Source organism: Tardiphaga sp. (assembly GCF_041424195.1).
Classification (GTDB): Bacteria; Pseudomonadota; Alphaproteobacteria; order Rhizobiales; family Xanthobacteraceae; genus Tardiphaga.
Genome location: NZ_JBGMOE010000188.1, coordinates 11,967 through 32,922 on the forward strand (window position 1 = coordinate 11,967; position 20,956 = coordinate 32,922).

The following is a 20,956-nucleotide window of genomic DNA, read 5'->3' on the forward strand; positions in this document are numbered from 1 at the left end:
TCGGCTTATGCCTTGTCTGGGCCGACGCGCACGAGCTGCTTGCCGAAGTTCTTCCCCTTCAGCAGGCCCATGAACGCCGTCGGCGCGTTGTCGAGGCCTTCGGTGACGTGTTCCTTGTACTTCACCTTGCCCTCGCGCACCCATTGCGACATGTCGCGCAGGAAGTCGCCATGCATCGACGCGAAGTCGCGCACGATGAAGCCGCGAATGTTGAGGCGCTTGGTGAGGACGTTGCGCATCATCGCGCCGGCCCATTTCGGCGCTTCCGATGTCGTGTCGTTGTATTGCGCGATCAGCCCGCATACCGGAATGCGCGCGAAGAAATTCAGCAGCGGAAACACCGCCTCGAACACCGCACCGCCGACATTCTCGAAATACACATCGATGCCGCCCGGACATGCGGCCTTCAGCTTCGCCGGAAAATCCGGATCGCGATGATCGAGGCATTCGTCGAAGCCGAGCTCTTCCTTCACATAGCGGCACTTGTCGGCACCGCCGGCGATGCCGATCGCGCGTGCACCTTTGATCTTCGCAATCTGGCCGACAGCGGAGCCCACCGCGCCCGAGGCTGCGGCCACAACCACGGTCTCGCCGGGCTGCGGATTTCCGATAGCAAGCAGACCCGTATAAGCGGTCATACCCGGCATGCCGAGAATGCCGACAGCCGTTGAAATCGGTGCCAGCTTCGGATCGAGCTTGCGCAGGCCCTTGCCGTCGGAGATCGCATGGGTTTGCCAGCCGGCATGGGCGAGCACGATATCGCCTTTGGCAAAGCCCGGATTGTTTGAGGCTATCACCTCGCACACGGTGCCGCCTTCCATCACGCCATCCACCGGCACCGGCGCGGCATAGGACGGACCGTCATTCATGCGGCCACGCATATAGGGATCGAGCGACAGCCAGATCGTGCGGAGCAGCACTTCGCCCTCACCCGGCGTCGGCAGCACATAATCCTCGACACGGAAATTCGATGGGCCGGGTTCACCGTGTGGGCGCGATGCGAGAACGACGCGTTTGGCTGCTGACATGGGTACTTCTCCGTTTGCTTTTCTTGATCGCAAAAAAGTGCGGCGCGCGATGATCGCGCGCCGCACTCAAAACGTAAACCGGCAAATATCAGGCAGTGATCTTCGCCAAGACCTTGTCGAATGCTGCAGCTGCGCTGTCGAGATCCTTGAAGGACAGTCCGCCATCGGCCGACTGCTTCTGCGCCGCCGTTGCCGTCGGGCGGATTTCAGCCACCGGCTTGCCGCCGTCGAGCATCGTCAGCGGTGCGATCACCTGAAATTCATGCGCCTCGATCGGCTGGTCCTTCAGCAGGAACACGCTGAGCGACGCGATATCCGTGCCGCGGCGATAGGAGATGTAGCGATCCACGGCGACCGAGCCGTCGCGCTGCATGCCGCCGAGCTTGGCATGGCCATCGGAGCCGAGCAGCTTGTGCGCCTTGAAGCCCTTCACGCCTTCGGACTTCGCCTTGGCGGTTGCTTCGGAGAGATCGTATTTTTCGGCCATCGCCTTGCCGACGGTGGCGAGCTCGGCAGACATGTCGTGTTCGAACTGCTTGGCCTCGCTGCGCGGCTGGCCGATCCGGCGCGGCTTGTCGGCATTGCGCTTGGCGAGTTCGGCGGTGCAGAGCTCGACCAATGCCGTGACCTCGCGGCGTGTGGCGTTCTCGCGCAGGTTTTTCAGCTGCGCATTGTCGAGAGCCGAGATGCGTTCGTCCGTCCATTCAATGGCCATGGTATCCAACGTTCTTTTCTGCAGGTGTTACGTCAACGACGTATCGAGATCATTCTCGGAAACAGCGTCACGGACGTCGCGCGGGGCTACGCCCCAGCGCCGGGTCTGTCCGGCCCTGGGAGAACTGTCCTTAAGGAAGACATGGCCGACAGCGCACGTGACGCGCGAACAATAGCGCGTTTTCGCCGATCTGTGGGGCTCAATTTAGGCAGCGATGCCTATGCGGCACCGCGATAACGCCGCATATCGTGCATATAGTTAAGCTCCACCCGGATAATTCGGGCTTTCGCGGGTAATCGTCACGTCATGCACGTGGCTTTCACGCAGTCCGGCGCTGGTGATGCGGACGAATTCGGCCTTGTCGTGGAATTCGGTCAGCGTCTTGGCACCGACATAGCCCATGGCGGCGCGCAGGCCGCCGGCGAGCTGATGCATTACATTGGCCACCGGACCCTTGTACGGCACCTGGCCCTCGATGCCTTCCGGCACCAGCTTCAGCGTATCCTTGATGTCCTGCTGGAAGTAGCGATCCGCCGAACCGCGCGCCATGGCACCCACCGACCCCATGCCGCGATAGGCCTTGTAGGAGCGGCCCTGCCACAGGAACACTTCGCCGGGGGTCTCGTCAGTGCCCGCGAGCAGCGAACCGACCATCGCAATATCGGCACCGGCGGCGAGCGCCTTGGCGAGATCGCCGGAGAATTTGATACCGCCGTCCGCGATGACGGGAATGTTGTGCTTCTTGGTCGCTTCCACCGCATCCATGATCGCGGTGAGCTGCGGCACGCCGACGCCGGCGACGATGCGCGTGGTGCAGATCGAGCCCGGGCCGATACCAACCTTGATGGCGTCAGCGCCCGCATCGATCAGCGCCTGCGCGCCTTCGGTGGTGGCGATGTTACCCGCGATCACCTGCACGGAGTTGGAGATCTTCTTGATGCGCGTGACGGCTTCCAGCACGCGCATGGAATGACCATGCGCGGTGTCGACGACGACCACATCGACGCCGGCATCGATCAGGCGCTCGGTGCGCTCGAAACCGCCCTCGCCCACGGTGGTGGCAGCGGCGACGCGCAGACGGCCCTGCGCATCCTTGCTGGCCAGCGGATGCGCGACAGCCTTGTCCATATCCTTCACGGTGATCAGGCCGACACAGCGATACTGATCGTCGACCACCAGCAGCTTCTCGATGCGATGCTTGTGCAGCATGCGCTTGGCTTCATCCTGGCTGACGCCTTCCCGCACGGTGACGAGATTCTCGTGCGTCATCAGTTCGGAAATTTTCTGGTTCGGATTGCTGGCGAAGCGCACGTCGCGATTGGTGAGAATGCCGACCAGCTTGCCGGGAACGTCCTTGCTCGCGCCGGTGACGACGGGAATGCCGGAGAAGCCGTGCTCGCTCATCAGAGCGAGCGCCTCGGCGAGCTTGGCGTCGGGACCGATGGTGAGCGGATTCACCACCATGCCGGATTCGTATTTCTTGACCTGCCGGACCTGCGCGGCCTGGCCTTCCGGATCGAAGTTGCGGTGGATCACGCCGAGACCGCCCGCCTGCGCCATGGCGATCGCCATCTTGGCTTCGGTGACGGTATCCATCGCGGAGGCGATGATTGGGATGTTGAGCGGGATCGCACGTGTCGCGAACGAGCGGATATCGGCGTCGGAAGGCAGGATGTCCGACAGGCCGGGCTTCAGCAGGACGTCATCGAACGTGAATGCTTCGCGGATCTTGTGAACGACTGCCATTGCCAACTCCATGCTGCGACCTCGGGGATCGCGGTAGAAACCTCTGGATGCACCAATTCGACGGCGGTGCGGGACACCGTCGTCGAATCTGAACCCACAAGTAGGATTGGCGGTGGTCGATAGCATGCTGCCCCGCGGAATCAAAGCGTTTGGCAGCCATGCACAGGCATTTTTGGACGTTTTTGGCCTTCAACCGAGCGGAGGCAGTCACGGATGATTTAGGAGGTATTCGGCGTCTCGCAATAGCCGACACTCCGGCAGGATGTTAAAGCGCCCCCAGCTTGGGCACTCGTAAGAATCGTCAATAATTTCATGACCAAAGAACGCCTGATCCCACTCATCGTCGCCTCCGCTTTGTTCATGGAAAACATGGACTCCACGGTGATCGCGACTTCGCTGCCAGCGATCGCGGCGAATATCGGCACCAGCCCGCTGACGCTGAAGCTGGCGATCACCTCCTACCTGCTTTCGCTTGCGGTGTTCATTCCTGCATCCGGCTGGACCGCAGACCGTTTCGGCGCGCGGTCGGTATTTTCGATTGCTATCGTCGTCTTCATGATCGGCTCGATTGGCTGCGCGCTGTCCCAATCGGTGACCCACTTCGTGATCGCGCGGATCGTCCAGGGGCTGGGCGGCGCGATGATGACGCCGGTCGGTCGTCTCGTGTTGGTGCGATCCATCGACAAGGCCGGCCTCGTCAACGCCATGGCATGGATGTCGATCCCTGCATTGATCGGGCCGGTGATCGGGCCGCCGCTCGGCGGCTTCATCACCACTTACGCATCGTGGCACTGGATATTCCTGATCAACATCCCCATCGGCTGTGTCGGCATATTCCTGGCCCAACGCTATATCGATCCGATCCGCTCCGAGAATCCCGAGCGCTTCGATCTGATGGGCCTGATCCTGGCCGGCGTCGGCCTTGCCGGCATCGCCTTCGGCCTGTCGGTCGCAGGGCTCAATCTGCTGCCATGGCAGATCGTCACCGCGCTTCTGAGCGTCGGCACCGTGTCGATGGTGCTCTATCTCATTCATGCCAAGCGCACGGCATCGCCGGTGCTCGACTTCTCGCTGATGCGCTTCCCGACACTGCGTGCCGCGATCATCGGCGGCTTCCTGTTCCGCCTCGGGATCGGCGCGCTGCCCTTCCTGCTGCCGCTGTTGATGCAGACCGGTTTCGGACTGTCGCCGTTCCAGTCCGGCCTCGTTACCTTCGGTTCGGCGGTCGGCGCCATGGGCATGAAGACGCTGGCAACGCGGATCATCCGCGCTTTCGGCTTCCGCAACGTGATGACCGTCAACGCCATTGTCAGTTCGGTCTTCCTCGCGGTCTGCGCGCTGTTCACGATCTCGACTCCGCTGACATTGATCCTGCTGATCCTCGTCGTTGGCGGCTTTTTCCGCTCGCTCGAATTCACCGCGATCAACACGGTGGCCTTTGCGGAAGTCGAAGCGCCGCAGCTCAGCCGCGCGACCACACTGACGGCGGTGGCGCAGCAGCTCTCGATTTCCGCCGGCGTCGCCATCGGCGCATTCAGCGTCGAAAGCACCATGGTCTGGCGCGGCATGACGGAGCTTTCGGCCGGCGATTTCGCCCCCGCCTTTCTCGTGGTGGCACTGATTTCGGCGACCTCCGCCTGGTTCTTCTGGCAGATGCCGGCGGATGCCGGTAACGAGATTTCGGGTCGCAAGGCAGTCGAGATCGCCAGCCGCAAGGGCGAAAAGAAAGGTGCCGAACACGCCGCCGCCAAGGCGGCGAGCGAAACCACCGAAGACACGCGGGATCAGCGGCTGGGGTAGAGTCGCCGTCGTCCCGCTCGCACATACTGCCCGTCAGCTTGATCCTGACTCGGCGGCGCACGCTTTCCCGTGCCGACGAATGCCGTCAGTACTTCGCCTTCACCGGCAATCCCACCGGAGCCGGGTTGAACGCGTAGTTGATACCGAAGCGACCGCCATAGTTGGTGGTGCCATTCTGGCCGAGCTGGGCGTTAAAGGCCGCGAGACCGGTCCAGTCGCGCGCGATCGTCACGGTCGTGCCGACCACGGCGCTCGCCCAATCGCGACCGAGCTGGACGATGGGCATCGAATAGCTGGGCGCGGCGATCGTTGTTAGTGAGGCAGTGATTTCGCGGTTTGCCGTGTTGTCGAATTCGTGATTCCACGTCACCTGCGCGAACGGACGCCAGTTGCCATAGTCGATGGCCGCACGATAGCCGAGCGCCGACACCGTCGAGGTGCGGCCGATATTCGAGAATGCCAGGCTGGTGAAGCTGCCGGTTTCGGTGAAGGCATCGATGCCGACTGACTGCACTTCGACACCGGCAACCGGGCCGTGGGTGATCGCCCCCTGGCGGAAGTCGTAACCGGTCAGCGCGGCAAAGGAGAAGTTCTTGCCGTGCGTATTGCCCGTGTTGCTGTCGAATGTGATGCCGAGCGGAACGACGCGGTTGACGTCATATTTTTGCCAACCGAAGCTCATGATCGCATTGGCCCACAGGCTGTCGGCACGGACAGCGCCGAACACAGTGGCCGCCACTTCCTGCTGGCGGAAGCCGCCGCCCGAGGTGAAGGTCGGATCGAACTGCCCGAGCGTCACGGCGGCACCGATCAATGCGTTATTGCTGAAGGTGTAGCTGCCACCCAGCGTGCCCGAGATCGGCGTCGAGGGATCGCCGGGGAAGCCCGGCGAGCTGTTGTTGAGCTTCAGCGACGACACGTCCCCATTGAACCAGACATTGAAGCCAGGCGTCGCGCGGCGCTGGGTGATGTCGATCTGCTCCTGAATGCCGAGCGTCACGCCGCGGCGCGCCTGAATCGTGCTCTCGGTCAGGAACGAGATCTGGCTCGGCGCGACGATCAGGCTGTAGTAGTAGTCCGCCTGAATTTTCTGGCCTGCAGGCGACAGATGCAAGTTGTCGGAGAACAGGTTGGTCTGCAGCGCATTGGCCGATGTGAGATAGGCGGTGCCAGCGACCGGCGTCGTCGACGGAATGCAATACAAGCCGTAGCCGGAATAGCTGCCGGTGGTCGGCTGACAGGCCGATGACGAAGCGGGGACAACGCCCGCGAAAGACGTCGCCGGCGCGATCGGCGCGGGACCTTGCGCCGCCGATAGCAATCCGAACCGCGCCGGATTGGCCCTGACGGCGGCTATCATCGCCGGCTGGTCGGCCGGAATGAAGTTGACGCCGGCGCTTGCCAGATTCTGATAGATCGTCGTGTTGAGCACATCGCCGCGCGCGAGATTGGGGATCAGGATATAGCGCGCACCGGCGTTGCGGAGCGCGATGACTGCATTGGTGAAGATGCCGGCCTGCTGCACCAGATTCCCGGTGGTGTTGCTGCCCGCGCTGAGCAGATACAGCGCATTCGCATTGGCGACACCGCCTGTCGAAGCGAGGTAGTTGCTCATCTGCTGGACGATGCTGGGCGTCGCGCCTGCGGTGGGAAGGGTGTTGGTGCCGTTGATCGTGGCGCCGGAGACCGCGTAGTTCGTCCCGGTGGGAGAGACGCCTTGCGAGATATCCGCCAACCCGAAGCGCGCGGCCAGAATGTCGGTATTCATGATGCCGCCCGATGGCGTCATGCTTGCGCCGGCAGCACGGGCCGCCGCGAAATGAAGGTCGCCCCCGCTTAGCTTGAAATAACCGCTGTCGAGCAGACTGGGTCCGAAAACGATGAACTGATTGAACGTTTGCGCCGACGCTGAGGTCGCAAAAACCGTCGAGGCCAGGAATGCAATGCGCAGCGATGACTTCATAATTCCCCCGGGAGCAAAGTTATTGAAGCGCAAACGGATCGCTGTCCCGAGCTACCGCTTGCCCTGCGGATGCATCTCGCCGTTCGAACCTTGAGCGGAGCATCGTCCGCCTTGACCGTGCTTACGGGGCGTTGCCTGCGGACGTCGTACCCCGCTTGGGGTAGGTCGCCTCGAATTGAAGGCGCTGTGGCGAAACTGCATCATGCGCGAGAGCGCCTTGTGCAGAAGCCGCGAGAATTGTCCCACGGCGCTGCCCTCACGGTGCCAGGCGACGAAGCAACATCAAGAGCTCCTGCTGGCGATGGGTCTGCGTTTTTACCAGAATGCGTTTTAGATGTGTCCGGGCCGTCTCCACGGAGATCGACATCCGTGTGGCGGCTTCCGCGAAGCGACAATTCCTGCTCGAGATGCAATGCAAGTATCGCCTCTGTCTCGGTCAGGCCGAAAACTCGGACAAGCGTTTCCGGCGCCGTTGGCGTTCTCGGCTCGTCGGGATCGGAGACCAGCAACAGGATCGCGCCGCGTGCAAAAATCGACGCGGCCAGCCCTTCCAGCGCGATTGCGCGAATGATCAGCGGTCGCTTGCCGCGACGATGTACCAAGGCAACGTTCGTCGGCGGCGCCTTGCTCAGTCTTCCGGGCCGATGCGATCCGATCAGGGCTTCGAGCCCGGCATTGTCCGGCGGATGCGTCGATCGCAACACACGACGATACAAATCAAGCCCGTTGCCGATCAGCGCCTGGGCCTTCTGATTGTGCCGCACCACCAGCCCGGCCTGATCGATGAGAAAACTGGCGCAGCCGATACTCTGATAGGCGTCGAGCGCCGCTGTCGCGCTGGCATAGGACAGGCTGCGCGCGAGGGCTGCCGCCTGAGCGAGGGGGGCCGAAAACCGGACCAGGTCGTCCTGTTCCGCGCGATCGAAAAAGCCGTGGCGGTCGCCGCGCTCGAAGACGAGGCACCATTCATCGATCGGATCGGAAAAGCCGATCACCGCCGACCAATTGCAGTCGTAGCGCGCCAGGAAGCCCCGATAATAATCCGACGACGCCATCTCTTCGGGACTGGCGAAGTCCTGGTCCACGAAGATGCCCTGCTGCTTGATCAGCGGCAGACCGCGCGTCCGCTCGTCGCGTTCATGCCAACCGTCGCGGTAATAGATCTCCAGCCCTGCGGCCAGGGACTGCGAACTCGGGTTTCCCGGACCCCTCCCTTTCACGGGGAGCAGCAGGCTGCCTGCGGCACCTCCGTACTCCGCGAGGAGATCCATGGTCGCAGTCCACCGCGACGGATCCACGACCGCATCCAGAAGGGATCGCGACGCCTGGTCGAAGGTGATTTTAGGTGAGTTCATAACGCAGACTGTAGGAGCTGCGGCGTCAAGCCATCGTCAAAGCGCAGTGAGAGGACGCGAAAGCGAAGGAAACGCCCTATTTCAGCGCCCGCACGGCACGAAACGCCTCGACCATCTGGTTGCGCGCTTCGACATAGCGTGCATCCGCCGTGCGACCGCCGCGTTGTCCCAGCGACTCCGGCGTATAGTTGGGGCTGAGCTGGCGGGCTTTTTCTGCCGCGGCACGGGCTTCGTCCAGCCGGTTGGCCCGAAACAACGCCACCGCATACAGCGCCTGGATGCGCCCGACCGTGGGATTGCCGGTCACGGCCATGCCAAGATATTGCGCGGCTTCCGGATAGTGATCTGTGACCAGAGCTGTTTCGCCGGCGATATAGGCCGTCTCGGCCGCGCCGAGATCGGGCAGAAGATTGGGCGTGGCCTCCTGCATCAGGCGATAACCCTCCTGCAGCCGGCCGAGGAACATCATGATATGGGCATACTGGGCTGCAGCGTTCCAATGCGCGGGGTCGAGCCGCACCGACTGCTCGAAATTGCTTAGCGCCTGCTGGAAGTTGCCTTGCAGCTTGTTCAGCATGCCTTCCTTGAAGGCGATATCGGACGAGTTCGGCACCAGCGGCTTCACGCGGATCAGCAGGTCACTGATCGCAGCGATATCCTGGGCGCGTTGCGGACTCTGGTTTCGTGCCACCCGCAGGATGAGGCAATCGGACAGCTCGAGCAGCGCGATCACGTTGGTCGGGTCTTCCGCGAGGATTTCCTTGTACGAGGCGATTGCCGTTGGATCCTCGACGCCGAGCCGAGTCTGTAATTTCGCAGCACGGGCGCGCCAGAGTTTCGCCGGCACCGAACTGGTCTGCGCCAGCAGCCTGGCCTGATGCAGCACGATCTCGGAGGTCACATAGCCATAGAGCTCGCGCGCGAACCCGGTCGCCGGTCCGGCATTCACAGGAATGGAACCCGACCATATGGTTTCGTTGGTGCCGGCGGCCGTCAGATTGACGTCAATACGCATGGCCTGACCGCTCGAAACCAGTTGCGAACTGATGCGATAGTCCGGCCGCCGAGACGACGTGTCGATGAATTCGATGAGCGTCACCCTGTTGTTGCGCGAAAACGCCAGCGAGGCTTCGCTGGCAAGCGCGCGGATCAGGTCCTGACTACGTGGATCGCTGCCGCCGCGGATGGGTGCCAGCGAGACCGACATGCGGCCATATCGCCGGTCATCGATACTTCGATCTCCGGGCCAGACCCATATGACGGCCGCGATGAACAGCGTTAGCAATCCGCCCACGGTCAGAACAACGCCGCGCCGGCTGACGCGTGGCGCCACCCGGCCTGCTTGAGGCGCTTCGGCTCCGCTTGGCCGAAACGCCTCGTCATCCGTAGCCGGCTCAGCCCCCGGCAGATCGCGCAATCCGTCGATCAGCTTGAGCGTTGCGGGCTCCGGCCGCACGGCCAGTTCGTCGCGGAGCAGAATACGAAAGGCTTCGAAACGCTGCATCGCAGCCGCCCGCCCCGACACGACCGCCTCGAGTGCGATGATCAGACGATGGGTTTCCTCGCGGATCGGATTGATGGCCAGAAGCGCATTCGCAGCGACAAGCGCTTCCTGCTGTTGCCCGTCACGTTCCAGCGCTTTGACGAGGCGATCATGCAGGACGATGGCACGGTCCATCACGCGTTGACGCTCCCCGCGTAACCAGTCGTCGAATGCGGGTTCAACACTTTCCAGTCCGACCCCAAACGCGCCCTGATAGGACGCGCAGACGCGCATCAGATCGGGAGTGTCGGCATCATCCGGCAATTGCAGCAGGTTGAGACAATCGGCATCGACGAGTTCGCACGCCAACCGGACGGTTTCGTCATCGGATTGCAGAAGTCCATCGCCATTCACCTGGATACGGCGAAGGCTGCTCAGCGATTGCCGCAGACTCTGCCGTGCCTGATCATCGCCGCTCTCGCCCCACAGCAAGGCCGCGAGAGTGGCGCGGTCGGCCGTGCAGCGCGGCGCCATGACCAGATAGGCAAGCAATGCGCGCGCCTTGCGAGACGTCACGGGTATGCGGGCACCCGAAGACCTGTCCAGCAATCCAAACTGGCCAAGCAGGACGAGCGAAAACGACCGCACGTGGCTCCGCGCGACAGTCTCCCCTTTGGCTGCTTCCTGATCAAACAACGACTGGTCGCCCATGCAGCATTACACCTGCATTACCGCGCCGAACCCAACGAATGCCGAAAAAGCCCCATGGCCCGCAATGACCCATCATTATGCAATGCCTCAGCATATTGGGGGTCCCGCAGATGATCAATCCGACATACCCCATTCAGGGTAATACAGCCGAAGCGATCACCGTGTGGGGGCACCGGTGTGATGCCGACAAACAAAAGTCCCCGGCGTGACGAGCGCCGGGGATCGGAGGTTTTGAACAGCGAGGAAGCTCACCGACGTCATGATGAAACGCATCGTGCTCCATTGCCGTCACCCGTTCGGGTGATGCCCGGCAAATCCCGGCGCGCGAATGCGTCGAAACGATGAGGCTACACTAGTTGTCGTGCTCACCGAGCCGGTGATCACCTGCGACGCCGCGAAAACCCATCGCCAGCACGTAGCGCTCCGACGAGTCCTTGCGGCTCGCGGCCGGCTTCACATGCTTCACCGTTGCGAAGTCGCGCTTCAACTGCGTCATCAGCGTGGCGTCGGCGCCGCTCTGGAACACCTTGGCGACGAATGTGCCGCCGGGCTTGAGTACGTCGGCGGCGAAGGCCGCAGCATCCTCGACCAGCCCGACGATACGCAGCTGATCGGTCTTGCGGTGACCGGTGGTATTGGCCGCCATGTCGGACATCACGACGTCGGCGAGCCCACCCATCATCGCTTTCAGTCGGTCGGGCGCATCATTGTCGAGAAAGTCCATCTGGGCGAAGGTGACGCCGATGATCTCCGGCATTTCCAGGAGATCGATGGCCACCACCTTCCCCTTGCCTTCGGCGGAGCCGACGCGCCGCGCAGCGATCTGGCTCCAGCCACCCGGGGCGGCGCCGAGATCGACCACCGACAGGCCGGGCTTCAGGAAGCGGTACTTGTCGTCGATCTCGATGATCTTGTAGGCCGCGCGCGAACGCAGGCCGTCCTTCTTGGCCTGCTGCACATAGGGATCATTGAGCTGACGGTCTAGCCAGAGCTTCGACGACAGTTTCATTCTGCCGGCGCTCTTGACCTGGATCCGCAGGCGTCCGGTGGTGTCTTTGGCCATGGTCTCGTGCTTGCTTTCAGCTATTCGCGCTTCCCTTAGCACGGCATGGCGGGAAACCCGAATATTCGTGCTCGATCGCGCTAATCTGGCTCAGGACGCGCGGATCGCGCCGTCCTCGCGCATCATTTCCACCAGCATGCCCTCGCGCAGCCCCCGGTCGGCGACGCGCAGCCGCGGCAACGGGAACGCGTTGCGGATGGCGTCCAGAATGGCGCAGCCGCACAGCACCAGATCGGCCCGGTCCGGGCCGATGCACTGGTTGGCGGCGCGTTCCGCATAGGTCATGTCGAGCAGCCTCGCGATGGTCTCGTCGAGTTCGGTATTGCTGAGCCAGATGCCGTCGATGCGGCGGCGATCGTAGCGCGCGAGTCCCTGATAGACGCCGGCCAGCGTGGTCACCGTGCCCGAGGTGCCCAGCATGTGCATCCCGTCGAGATCCTCTGCATGTTCCGCCGCGAATGGCGCCACGTGTTTGGCGACCTCCGCGATCATCTGCGTGTAGCTGTCCCGGGTCACATGCTTGCCGCCGAATTTCTCGGCCAGCGTCACCACACCGAGCGGGATCGACATCCACGCCTTGATCAGCGGCTTGCCATTGGGATCCGTCGGATCGCGCTCGATGCGCACCAGTTCCGACGAGCCGCCGCCGATATCGAACAGGATGGCACCGCGCCCCTGCGGATCAATCAGCGGCGAACAGCCGATGACGGCCAGGGCCGCTTCGGTCTCGCGGTCGATGATCTCCAGCGTGATGCCGGTCTCGCGCGCCACCTGGTCGAGAAACGCGTCCGAATTCGATGCCGCGCGGCAGGCTTCCGTCGCGATCAGCCGCAGCCGCTGCGCGTCACGGGCGCGGATCTTGTCGCGGCAGACGCTGAGCGCCGAGATCGCCCGGGCAATCGCCGCGTCGCTGATGACGCCGGAGGTCGAGACGCCCTCCCCCAGCCGGATGATCCGCGAAAACGAATCGACCACGCGAAAACTGTCGCCCGTGGGACAGGCGATCAGCAGGCGGCAATTATTGGTTCCGAGATCGAGCGCGGCATAGGTGTTGGCGCATGCGGCTTCGCGCGCGCCGTCGGCCATAGCTGCAACCAATCCCTGCACACCCTCGCCCGGCCGAGCGTTGTCCACTTCATGGCCGCCGCGAAGCCGCGTGTCATCATCCATTCAATCTGTCTTTCCGCGACCGCTCCGGCCGAGATGGAAATATTCTTTCACGGAAAGTTTAGCAGGGCACAGGATCGGCGCAACCTTGGCGCAGCCCCATGCCCAAACGTCCGTTGTCCTACAGCTAACGCCGCCTTATCTGAGGAGGCCGCAGAGGCGCCAGACCGCGCCAAATCCTGAAATCATCCATATTTGACGGATTCACCATGCAAGATTTTACCGGCTCGCCCGTCGACAACACGATCGCCATGCAGAAATACGGGGTCGGCCAGCCGGTGCGGCGCAAGGAAGACGACACCCTTGTTCGTGGCAAAGGTAAATACACCGACGATATGAACCTGCCCGGCCAGCTCTATGCCTGGATCGTCCGCAGTCCCCATGCCCATGGCGTGATCCGCGGGATCGACACCGAGGCCGCCAGGGCGATGCCCGGTGTCCGCGGCGTCTGGACCGGACGGGATCTCGAAGCCGCCAATTATGGCCCCTTCACCTGCGGCCTGCCGCTCAAGAACCATGACGGCACCCCGCTGTTCCAGACCAATCGCCACGCGCTGATGACCGACAAGGTGCGCTATGTCGGCGACCCCGTCGCCTTCGTGGTGGCCGAGACAGTCGCGCAGGCGCGCGATGCCGCCGAAGCCGTCGTCCTCGACATCGAAGCCCTGCCCGCCGTCACCGATTGCGAGGCCGCGACCAGGCCCGGCGCACCGCAGCTCTACGACCACATCCCGGACAATGTCGCGCTCGACTATCACTATGGCGACACGGCTGCCGTCGAGGCCGCCTTTGCCTCGGCCGCGCATGTCACAAAACTCGACATCGAGAATACCCGCGTCGCCGTGGTGTCGATGGAACCGCGCTGCGCGCTGGCCACCTACGAGAAGTCCGGCGGCCGCTACGTGATCCAGGTGCCGACCCAGGGTGTCGCCGGCAACCGCAATACGCTGGCCAAGCAGCTCAATGTCGCGCCCGACAAGGTCCGCATCCTCACCGGCAATGTCGGCGGATCGTTCGGCATGAAGAATATCAGCTATCCCGAATATATCTGCCTGCTGCATGCCGCGAAGGAACTGGGCAGACCGGTGAAGTGGCTCGATGAGCGCTCCTCCAGCTTCCTCTCCGACAGTCAGGGCCGCGCCCAGGACATCCACGCCGAACTCGCCCTCGACAAGGACGGCAGGTTTCTCGCCGTGCGCCTGAAAGGCTACGGCAATCTCGGCGCTTACATCACCGGCGTCTCGCCGAGCCCGCTGTCGCTCAACACCGGCAAGAATCTCGCCAGCGTCTACAAGACGCCGCTGCTGTCAGTCGACATCAAATGCGTGCTCACCAACACCACGCTGATGGGCGCCTATCGCGGTGCCGGACGCCCCGAAGCCAACTACTTCATGGAGCGGCTGATCGACCGCGCCGCCGACGAGATGGGCATCGACCGCGTCACACTGCGCAAGCGCAACTTCATCAAGCCATCGCAACTACCCTTCAAGGCCGCGTCAGGCGTCACCTATGACAGCGGCGATTTCCAGGGCGTGTTCGAGAAGGCGCTGGCAATTTCCGATCACGCCGGCTTTGCCAAACGCAAGAAGGACAGCCGCAAGAACGGCAAGCTGCGCGGCATTGCGGTGGGCTCCTATCTCGAAGTCACCGCGCCCCCCTCAGGCGAACTCGGCAAGGTCACATTCGGTGAAGACGGCACCGTGACGCTGACCACCGGAACGCTGGATTACGGCCAGGGCCACGCCACGCCCTTCGCGCAGGTGCTGTCGGCGCAGCTCGGTGTGCCGTTCGACGCCATCCGGCTCGAACAGAACGACAGCGATCTCGTCCGCATGGGCAATGGCACCGGCGGCTCGCGTTCGATCACTGCATCGGGCCAGGCCATCGTCGAAGCCTCGGATCTCGTCATCGCCAAGGGCAAGGCCGCGGCCGCGCATCTGTTAGAGGCATCCGAAGCCGATATCGAATTCAAGGCCGGCCGCTTCACCATTGCCGGTACAGACCGCTCCATCGACATTATGGAATTGTCGCAGCGTGTGCGCGAGGGCAAGATGCCGGACGGCGTGCCGTCATCGCTCGACGTCGACCACACCTCATCGGATGTGCCGTCGACCTTCCCGAATGGCTGCCATGTCGCCGAAGTCGAGATCGATCCCGACACCGGCGTGCTGACCATCGTCAATTACGCGGCGGTCAACGACTTCGGCACCATCGTCAATCCAATGATCGTCGCCGGCCAGTTGCATGGCGGCGTCGCCCAGGGCATCGGCCAGGCGCTGATGGAGAAGGTCAGCTACGACGCGTCGGGCCAGCCGATCACCGGCTCCTTCATGGATTATGCGATGCCGCGCGCCGGCGACATTCCGCTGATGCTGGTCGGCGATCATCCCTCGCCGGCAACGACCAACCCGCTGGGCACCAAGGGCTGCGGCGAAGCCGGTTGCGCCGGCTCACTCTGCACCATCGTCAATGCGGTGGTCGACGCGCTCAGCGACTACGGCGTCACCCATATCGACATGCCGCTGACCCCGGAGCGCATCTGGCGCGCCATCCAGGACGGCAAGCAGAGCAAGGCGGCATAAGCCAGACCATCTCAACATGAAGCCCCGCGATCACATGCGGGGCTTTTCTCTGTCGTCTACGCTGCCGTCTCCGACAGGACCCCTAGCTCTTCGTCCCGTATTTCCGCGCGAAATCCCGCCCGGAGCGCGCGATGCAGACCGCGGCCTGTCCCTGATACATCGAGCCCTCGTTCTTCTCCGCGATCTTGTTGCACTTGGCGCGGGCCTTCTCATAGGCAGCCTTCGTGGCAACGGCTGCCTTGGGCAGAAAGCGCGGTTCGCATTTCGACAGAACAATGTCGGACAGCGCATTATCGCCGGACGAACCGAGCTGGCAGAGTTCGAGAATCCGGTATGCGCCTTCGCAGCTGAACTCGGTGTTCACGGCAGCAGTGACGGCCTGGACGTAACCGCCGGCTTTCGTGATGGCGGCATCGGAGACCGGGCATTGTTCGGCGGCCGAGGCCGGTGCGGTGAAGGCAACAAGCAGCGCGATGGCTGCGAAACAGTGACGAAAACGAACCCGACCATGGGGCAACGGCTGCATGTGGTCCTACCTGATCAAACGGACGACGAAAAATCCCGCGGCTTGCGCCGCGGGATTTTTGCATTCGTGCTCTCGGCCGTCTAGTGCGCCAGGATCGCCAGCAGCAACAGCGCCACGATGTTGGTGATCTTGATCATCGGATTCACCGCGGGGCCCGCCGTGTCCTTGTAGGGATCGCCGACAGTGTCACCGGTCACCGCGGCTTTATGGGCGTCGGAGCCCTTGCCGCCGAAGTGGCCGTCCTCGATATACTTCTTGGCATTGTCCCAGGCGCCGCCGCCCGAGGTCATCGAGATCGCCACGAACAGACCCGTGACGATCACGCCGAGCAGCATCGCGCCGACCGCCGAGAATGCCGCCGACTTGCCGACGGCGCCGCCCCCGGCAATGGCGTAGATGATGAAGTACACCACGATCGGCGACAGCACCGGCAGCAGCGACGGGATGATCATTTCCTTGATCGCGGCCTTGGTCAGCAGATCCACCGCGCGGCCGTAATCCGGCTTGTCGGTGCCCTGCATGATGCCCGGCTTCTCACGGAACTGACGACGCACTTCCTCGACAATGGCCGAGGCGGCACGGCCCACGGCCGTCATGCCCATCGCACCGAACAGGTATGGCAGCAGACCGCCGAACAAGAGGCCGACCACCACATAGGGATTGTTCAGCGAGAAGTCCGGCAGCACGCCCTGGAAGTACGGATACTTCGCGGCATTGGCGATGAAGAATTTGAGATCTTCATTGTAGGCCGCGAACAGCACCAGTGCGCCGAGACCTGCCGAGCCGATGGCATAGCCCTTGGTAACGGCCTTGGTGGTATTGCCGACCGCGTCGAGCGCGTCGGTGGCCTTGCGGACTTCCTTCGGCAGACCAGCCATTTCGGCAATGCCGCCGGCATTGTCGGTCACCGGACCGAAGGCGTCGAGCGCCACGATCATGCCGGCCAGCGCCAGCATCGTCGTGGTGGCAATCGCGATACCGAACAGACCCGCGAGGCTGTAGGTGACGAGAATGCCGGCGATGATGACGATCGCCGGACCCGCCGTCGCCTCCATCGAGATCGCCAGACCCTGGATCACATTGGTGCCATGGCCGGTGACCGACGACTGCGCGATGGACTTCACCGGCCGATAGTCGGTGCCGGTGTAGTATTCGGTGATCACGATGATCAGCGCCGTGACGACGAGGCCGGCGACGCCGCATTCGAACAGCGCCAGACCCGTATATTTCACGCCGGCCAGCGGACCGAAACCGATCAGCCAGTAGATCACGGCGGCAACGCCGAACAGTGACAACACGCCGGTGGCGATCAGGCCCTTGTACAGCGCCCCCATGATCGACTGGCTGGCACCGAGCTTGACGAAGAAGGTGCCGGCAATCGAGGTCAGGATGCAGATGCCGCCAATGGCGAGCGGCAGCGTCATCATGTTGACCAGCAATGGCGAACTCGCGAAGAAGATCGCGGCCAGAACCATGGTGGCGACCGCGGTCACCGCATAGGTCTCGAACAGGTCGGCGGCCATGCCGGCGCAGTCGCCGACATTGTCGCCCACATTGTCGGCGATCGTTGCCGGGTTGCGCGGATCGTCTTCGGGAATCCCGGCTTCGACCTTACCCACGAGATCACCGCCGACGTCAGCGCCCTTGGTGAAGATGCCGCCGCCAAGACGCGCGAAGATCGAAATCAGCGACGCGCCGAAGCCGAGCGCCACCAGCGCATCGATCACGGTGCGGCTGTTGGCAGCGAGGCCCAGGAAGTGCGTGAGATAGGCGAAGTAGATGGTGACGCCGAGCAGCGCCAGACCCGCCACCAGCATGCCGGTGATGGCACCGGCCTTGAAGGCGAGTTCGAGGCCGCCGGCCAGCGAGATGGTCGCCGCCTGCGCGGTGCGGACATTGGCCCGCACCGACACGTTCATGCCGATGAAGCCGGCTGCACCCGACAGCACGGCGCCGATCAGAAAGCCGAATGCGACCAGCGTGCCGAGGAAGTAGGCCAGCAGCGCAAAGATCACGACGCCGACGATGCCGATAGTGAGATATTGTCGCTTCAGATAGGCCTGTGCGCCCTCCCGCACGGCCGCTGCGATTTCCTGCATCCGTGCGTTACCCGCATCGGCCTTCAACACAGAACTCGTCGCCCAGATCGCGTAAACGATCGACAGTGCCCCGCAGAGCACGATCACCCACAATGCTGTCATGGAATCTGCCTCAGTCCTTCCTGCCCGGCGCCTTGTTATTTGGCGCATAAAAAGGAGGCCTGCCCAGCACGTGAGGACGGCCTCTCGTTTGACGAGCATGGCAAAATCGGTACCTGCGTGCAACGCTGCCAAAGGGCTAATGCAGGATTTTTGGAGGAGCTCTTAACCTCGCCCCGCTCTGCGCGGGGAGAGGTTGATCCGGCGTAGCGCAGCGAAGCCGGGTCGGGTGAGGGGCATGGCAATAGCCGCTCTCCAAACGCGGCAGTGTCGGATCGCCACCTTCGGAACCGATAGTCCGCGTTCGCCGCCCCCCTTGCCCCGCCCCTCACCCGCCGCGAAGACGCGGCGACCTCTCCCCGCGCAAGATGCGGGGAGAGGTTAGCTCCGCGCTTGCAGGAACGGTGAGGCTAGTCAGAAGTGGCTGTAGGACAGGCGCTTCAACACGATGTCCCTGCCCGCCTGATCGACAAGGCGCGGCGGCGACGCACCTGCAACAATCGTCCCGATGACAGTGATCGGCACGCCCGTTTGCTGTGCAGCCTGCACGAAGGCAGGCATATGATTCTCGGGAATGGTGCAGAGGACTTCGTAGTCGTCGCCGCCGGCGACGAGGGTTTCGAGACCAACCACGCTGCGATCGAGAAGCACCTTGGCCGAAGCCGACAGCGGAATGGCCGATGCATCGATGACAGCGGACACACCCGAAACGGCACACAGCTTGGCGAGATCGCCGGCCAATCCGTCGGAGACATCCATCGACGCCGTCGCGAAATCGCGCACCGCCAAGGCCAGCGCGTTGCGCGGCTGCGGCACGCGGTAGCGCGTCACGAGCGCGTCACGCGCCTTACTGTCATCAGCCAGCGCCGTCGCTACCGCGCCGCCGTTCAGCGCCGCAAGGCCAAGCGCGGCATCGCCGATCGTGCCGCTCACGACCACGCAGTCCCCCGCCGCCGCGCCGTGGCGGCGGACCATCTTGCCCACCGGCACGCGACCAAATGCAGTCACGGAAACCATCAGCGGCCCCGGCGTCGAGACCGTATCGCCACCAAGCAGCGCGCAGCCGAATGTTGCGATGTCTTCGCCAAGTCCGCGCGCGAACTCCGCCAGCCACGCCTCGTCATATGTCCGCAACGCCAGCGTCAGTACAAAGCCGCCCGGCACCGCGCCCTTGGCGGCGAGGTCCGAGAGGTTCACCCGCAGCGCCTTGCGCGCGATGGTGTCCGCGGGATCGTCGGGGAGAAAGTGTACGCCTTCGACAATGGCATCGGTGTTGACGACGATGTCCTCGCCGTCAGCCTTCAGCACTGCGGAGTCGTCGGTCAGCCCGAACGCGCCTGGATCAGTCGCGAGCGGCTTGAAGTAGCTGAAGATCAGGGAGTCTTCGCCGGAGGTCATGCACAACGTCTCCACCTCAGTCAGTCATCGCCGGGTTGAGCAAGAGCGCACGGTGCTTAGGATGGGTAGAGCGAGGCGCACCGCGCCGGAGCGAAACCCATCGACCACGCGCCGGGAAGTGATGGGTTTCGCTGCGCTCTACCCATCCTACGCGCTACGCGCCTCCTCGCGATGACGGCTGATGCTAGCGCGAAAACTCTTCCGCGCGAAACTGCCGGGCGATCTGGTCGAGCACCGCATTGACCATGCCGGTCTCGTCGCCTTCGACGAAGGCGTGCGCGACGTCGACATATTCCGACACCACGACACGGCCCGGAATGTCCTTGCGATGTTCCAGCTCATAGGCGCCGGCGCGCATCACCGCGCGCAGGATCGCCTCGATGCGCTGCAGTGGCCAGCTCCTGGAGAGCGCGTCGTCGATCAGCGGATCGAGCTTGTTCTGATCGCGCACCACGCCGGACACGATGTCGCGGAAGAACGCCTCTTCGGCGGGAAGATACTGGTCGCCCTCGATCTCGCTGCCGAGCCAGAAGCTCTCGAACTCGGCGAAGACGTCGTTGATGCCGGAGCCGCCCACATCCATCTGATACAGCGCCTGCACGGCGGCAAGACGCGCGGCACCGCGGCGGTTGGCCTTGCGATCACCTTTGGGGACGGGCTTCTTGAAGTCGGCTTTCTTGTCAGCCATCACTCAGGCCTTCGCCAGACGGCGCTTGAGGCGCAGCACGGACAGTGCGGCGCGGGCGGCATCCCCGCCCTTGTTCAGTTCGCCGGCGCGCGCGCGCGCCCAGGCCTGCTCGTCGGTATCCACAGTGATGATCCCGTTGCCGAGCGGGAGGCGCAGATCGACGGACAGGTCCATCAGTCCGCGCGACGACTCCATCGAGACGATCTCGAAATGGAACGTCTCGCCACGCACCACGCAGCCAAGCGCGATTGCCGCTTCATAAGGCTTGCCGCTTTTCGCAGCAGCATCCACCGCAATCGCGATGGTCGAGGGAATTTCCAGCGCGCCCGGCACCGTCAGCACGTCATAACTGACGCCGGCTGCCTTCAGCTCGACGATCGCGCCTTCCAGCAGCGCATCCTGAATGTCGTCATAGAACCGCGCCTCGACGATCAGGACGCGCGCGCCCGTGATGTCGGTCTGGTCCTGCAAATGAGCGCGTCGCGCGTCTGCCATCGGTATTCCATCGAAAATTGCGAAAATTGATTGATTGC

The 20,956-nt window shown here is 63.3% G+C and carries 15 protein-coding genes; 2 read left to right on the top strand and 13 right to left on the bottom strand.

Annotated elements, in window-relative coordinates:
* Positions 1-5: 5 nt before the first annotated feature.
* The 3 genes from ACEK02_RS24950 to guaB form a co-directional block, all read right to left on the bottom strand.
* Positions 6-1,028: an NADP-dependent oxidoreductase gene (locus tag ACEK02_RS24950; protein WP_371424183.1), complete on the bottom strand. Its 1,023-nt coding sequence runs from the start codon at positions 1,026-1,028 to the stop codon at positions 6-8.
* An 88-nt stretch (positions 1,029-1,116) separates the two neighbouring features.
* Positions 1,117-1,743 (bottom strand): hypothetical protein, encoded by a 627-nt coding sequence (locus ACEK02_RS24955; protein ID WP_371424184.1) that lies wholly within the window; start codon positions 1,741-1,743, stop codon positions 1,117-1,119.
* A 258-nt stretch (positions 1,744-2,001) separates the two neighbouring features.
* On the bottom strand, positions 2,002-3,489 hold the full coding sequence (guaB, locus tag ACEK02_RS24960; RefSeq protein WP_371424185.1) for an IMP dehydrogenase: 1,488 nt from the start codon (positions 3,487-3,489) through the stop codon (positions 2,002-2,004).
* Between the two features lie 312 nt (positions 3,490-3,801).
* On the opposite strand from guaB, the gene ACEK02_RS24965 reads away from it, so the two are divergent.
* Complete coding sequence (locus ACEK02_RS24965; protein ID WP_371424186.1) at positions 3,802-5,289, top strand: DHA2 family efflux MFS transporter permease subunit; 1,488 nt, start codon at positions 3,802-3,804, stop codon at positions 5,287-5,289.
* Positions 5,290-5,374: 85 nt separating this feature from the next.
* Here ACEK02_RS24965 and ACEK02_RS24970 read toward each other — a convergent pair whose 3' ends face one another.
* From ACEK02_RS24970 to ACEK02_RS24990, 5 genes are all read right to left on the bottom strand, one after another.
* Entirely contained in the window at positions 5,375-7,252 is a 1,878-nt protein-coding gene (locus tag ACEK02_RS24970) for an autotransporter outer membrane beta-barrel domain-containing protein (protein ID WP_371424187.1), read from the bottom strand.
* Between the two features lie 200 nt (positions 7,253-7,452).
* Positions 7,453-8,523 (bottom strand): hypothetical protein, encoded by a 1,071-nt coding sequence (locus tag ACEK02_RS24975; protein ID WP_371424188.1) that lies wholly within the window; start codon positions 8,521-8,523, stop codon positions 7,453-7,455.
* 160 nt (positions 8,524-8,683) lie between these two features.
* Entirely contained in the window at positions 8,684-10,738 is a 2,055-nt protein-coding gene (locus tag ACEK02_RS24980; RefSeq protein ID WP_371424189.1) for a tetratricopeptide repeat protein, read from the bottom strand.
* A gap of 415 nt (positions 10,739-11,153) precedes the next feature.
* Positions 11,154-11,864: an RlmE family RNA methyltransferase gene (locus ACEK02_RS24985; RefSeq protein WP_371424190.1), complete on the bottom strand. Its 711-nt coding sequence runs from the start codon at positions 11,862-11,864 to the stop codon at positions 11,154-11,156.
* A 90-nt stretch (positions 11,865-11,954) separates the two neighbouring features.
* Positions 11,955-12,950, bottom strand: coding sequence for a Ppx/GppA phosphatase family protein (locus ACEK02_RS24990; RefSeq protein WP_371424203.1), 996 nt, complete (start codon positions 12,948-12,950; stop codon positions 11,955-11,957).
* A gap of 290 nt (positions 12,951-13,240) precedes the next feature.
* Here ACEK02_RS24990 and ACEK02_RS24995 point away from each other — a divergent pair, with 290 nt between their 5' ends.
* Positions 13,241-15,613 (top strand): xanthine dehydrogenase family protein molybdopterin-binding subunit, encoded by a 2,373-nt coding sequence (locus ACEK02_RS24995; protein ID WP_371424191.1) that lies wholly within the window; start codon positions 13,241-13,243, stop codon positions 15,611-15,613.
* Positions 15,614-15,695: 82 nt separating this feature from the next.
* Here ACEK02_RS24995 and ACEK02_RS25000 read toward each other — a convergent pair whose 3' ends face one another.
* The 5 genes from ACEK02_RS25000 to ribH all read right to left on the bottom strand — a co-directional run bounded on the left by ACEK02_RS25000 (position 15,696) and on the right by ribH (position 20,918).
* Positions 15,696-16,139, bottom strand: a complete 444-nt coding sequence (locus tag ACEK02_RS25000) for a hypothetical protein (protein ID WP_371424192.1) — start codon at positions 16,137-16,139, stop codon at positions 15,696-15,698.
* Positions 16,140-16,219: 80 nt separating this feature from the next.
* The gene (locus ACEK02_RS25005) at positions 16,220-18,340 is read right to left on the bottom strand and encodes a sodium-translocating pyrophosphatase (protein ID WP_371424193.1); all 2,121 of its coding nucleotides are present in this window, start codon (positions 18,338-18,340) and stop codon (positions 16,220-16,222) included.
* A 411-nt stretch (positions 18,341-18,751) separates the two neighbouring features.
* Entirely contained in the window at positions 18,752-19,735 is a 984-nt protein-coding gene (gene thiL, locus ACEK02_RS25010; RefSeq protein ID WP_371424194.1) for a thiamine-phosphate kinase, read from the bottom strand.
* Positions 19,736-19,919: 184 nt separating this feature from the next.
* Positions 19,920-20,423 (bottom strand): transcription antitermination factor NusB, encoded by a 504-nt coding sequence (gene nusB, locus ACEK02_RS25015; protein WP_371424195.1) that lies wholly within the window; start codon positions 20,421-20,423, stop codon positions 19,920-19,922.
* A 3-nt stretch (positions 20,424-20,426) separates the two neighbouring features.
* Complete coding sequence (ribH, locus tag ACEK02_RS25020) at positions 20,427-20,918, bottom strand: 6,7-dimethyl-8-ribityllumazine synthase (RefSeq protein ID WP_371424196.1); 492 nt, start codon at positions 20,916-20,918, stop codon at positions 20,427-20,429.
* Between the last annotated feature and the right edge of the window lie 38 nt (positions 20,919-20,956).

Bases quoted from the DNA above. Each gene is read 5' to 3' on its own strand.
- ACEK02_RS25005 (WP_371424193.1), bottom strand. From the start codon at position 18,340: ATGACAGCATTGTGGGTGATCGTGCTCTGCGGGGCACTGTCGATCGTT.
- ribH (WP_371424196.1), bottom strand. From the start codon at position 20,918: ATGGCAGACGCGCGACGCGCTCATTTGCAGGACCAGACCGACATCACG.
- thiL (WP_371424194.1), bottom strand. From the start codon at position 19,735: ATGACCTCCGGCGAAGACTCCCTGATCTTCAGCTACTTCAAGCCGCTC.
- guaB (WP_371424185.1), bottom strand. From the start codon at position 3,489: ATGGCAGTCGTTCACAAGATCCGCGAAGCATTCACGTTCGATGACGTC.
- ACEK02_RS24995 (WP_371424191.1), top strand. From the start codon at position 13,241: ATGCAAGATTTTACCGGCTCGCCCGTCGACAACACGATCGCCATGCAG.
- ACEK02_RS24970 (WP_371424187.1), bottom strand. From the start codon at position 7,252: ATGAAGTCATCGCTGCGCATTGCATTCCTGGCCTCGACGGTTTTTGCG.
- ACEK02_RS24965 (WP_371424186.1), top strand. From the start codon at position 3,802: ATGACCAAAGAACGCCTGATCCCACTCATCGTCGCCTCCGCTTTGTTC.
- ACEK02_RS24990 (WP_371424203.1), bottom strand. From the start codon at position 12,950: ATGGCCGACGGCGCGCGCGAAGCCGCATGCGCCAACACCTATGCCGCG.
- ACEK02_RS24950 (WP_371424183.1), bottom strand. From the start codon at position 1,028: ATGTCAGCAGCCAAACGCGTCGTTCTCGCATCGCGCCCACACGGTGAA.
- ACEK02_RS24985 (WP_371424190.1), bottom strand. From the start codon at position 11,864: ATGGCCAAAGACACCACCGGACGCCTGCGGATCCAGGTCAAGAGCGCC.
- ACEK02_RS24955 (WP_371424184.1), bottom strand. From the start codon at position 1,743: ATGGCCATTGAATGGACGGACGAACGCATCTCGGCTCTCGACAATGCG.
- nusB (WP_371424195.1), bottom strand. From the start codon at position 20,423: ATGGCTGACAAGAAAGCCGACTTCAAGAAGCCCGTCCCCAAAGGTGAT.
- ACEK02_RS25000 (WP_371424192.1), bottom strand. From the start codon at position 16,139: ATGCAGCCGTTGCCCCATGGTCGGGTTCGTTTTCGTCACTGTTTCGCA.
- ACEK02_RS24975 (WP_371424188.1), bottom strand. From the start codon at position 8,523: ATGGATCTCCTCGCGGAGTACGGAGGTGCCGCAGGCAGCCTGCTGCTC.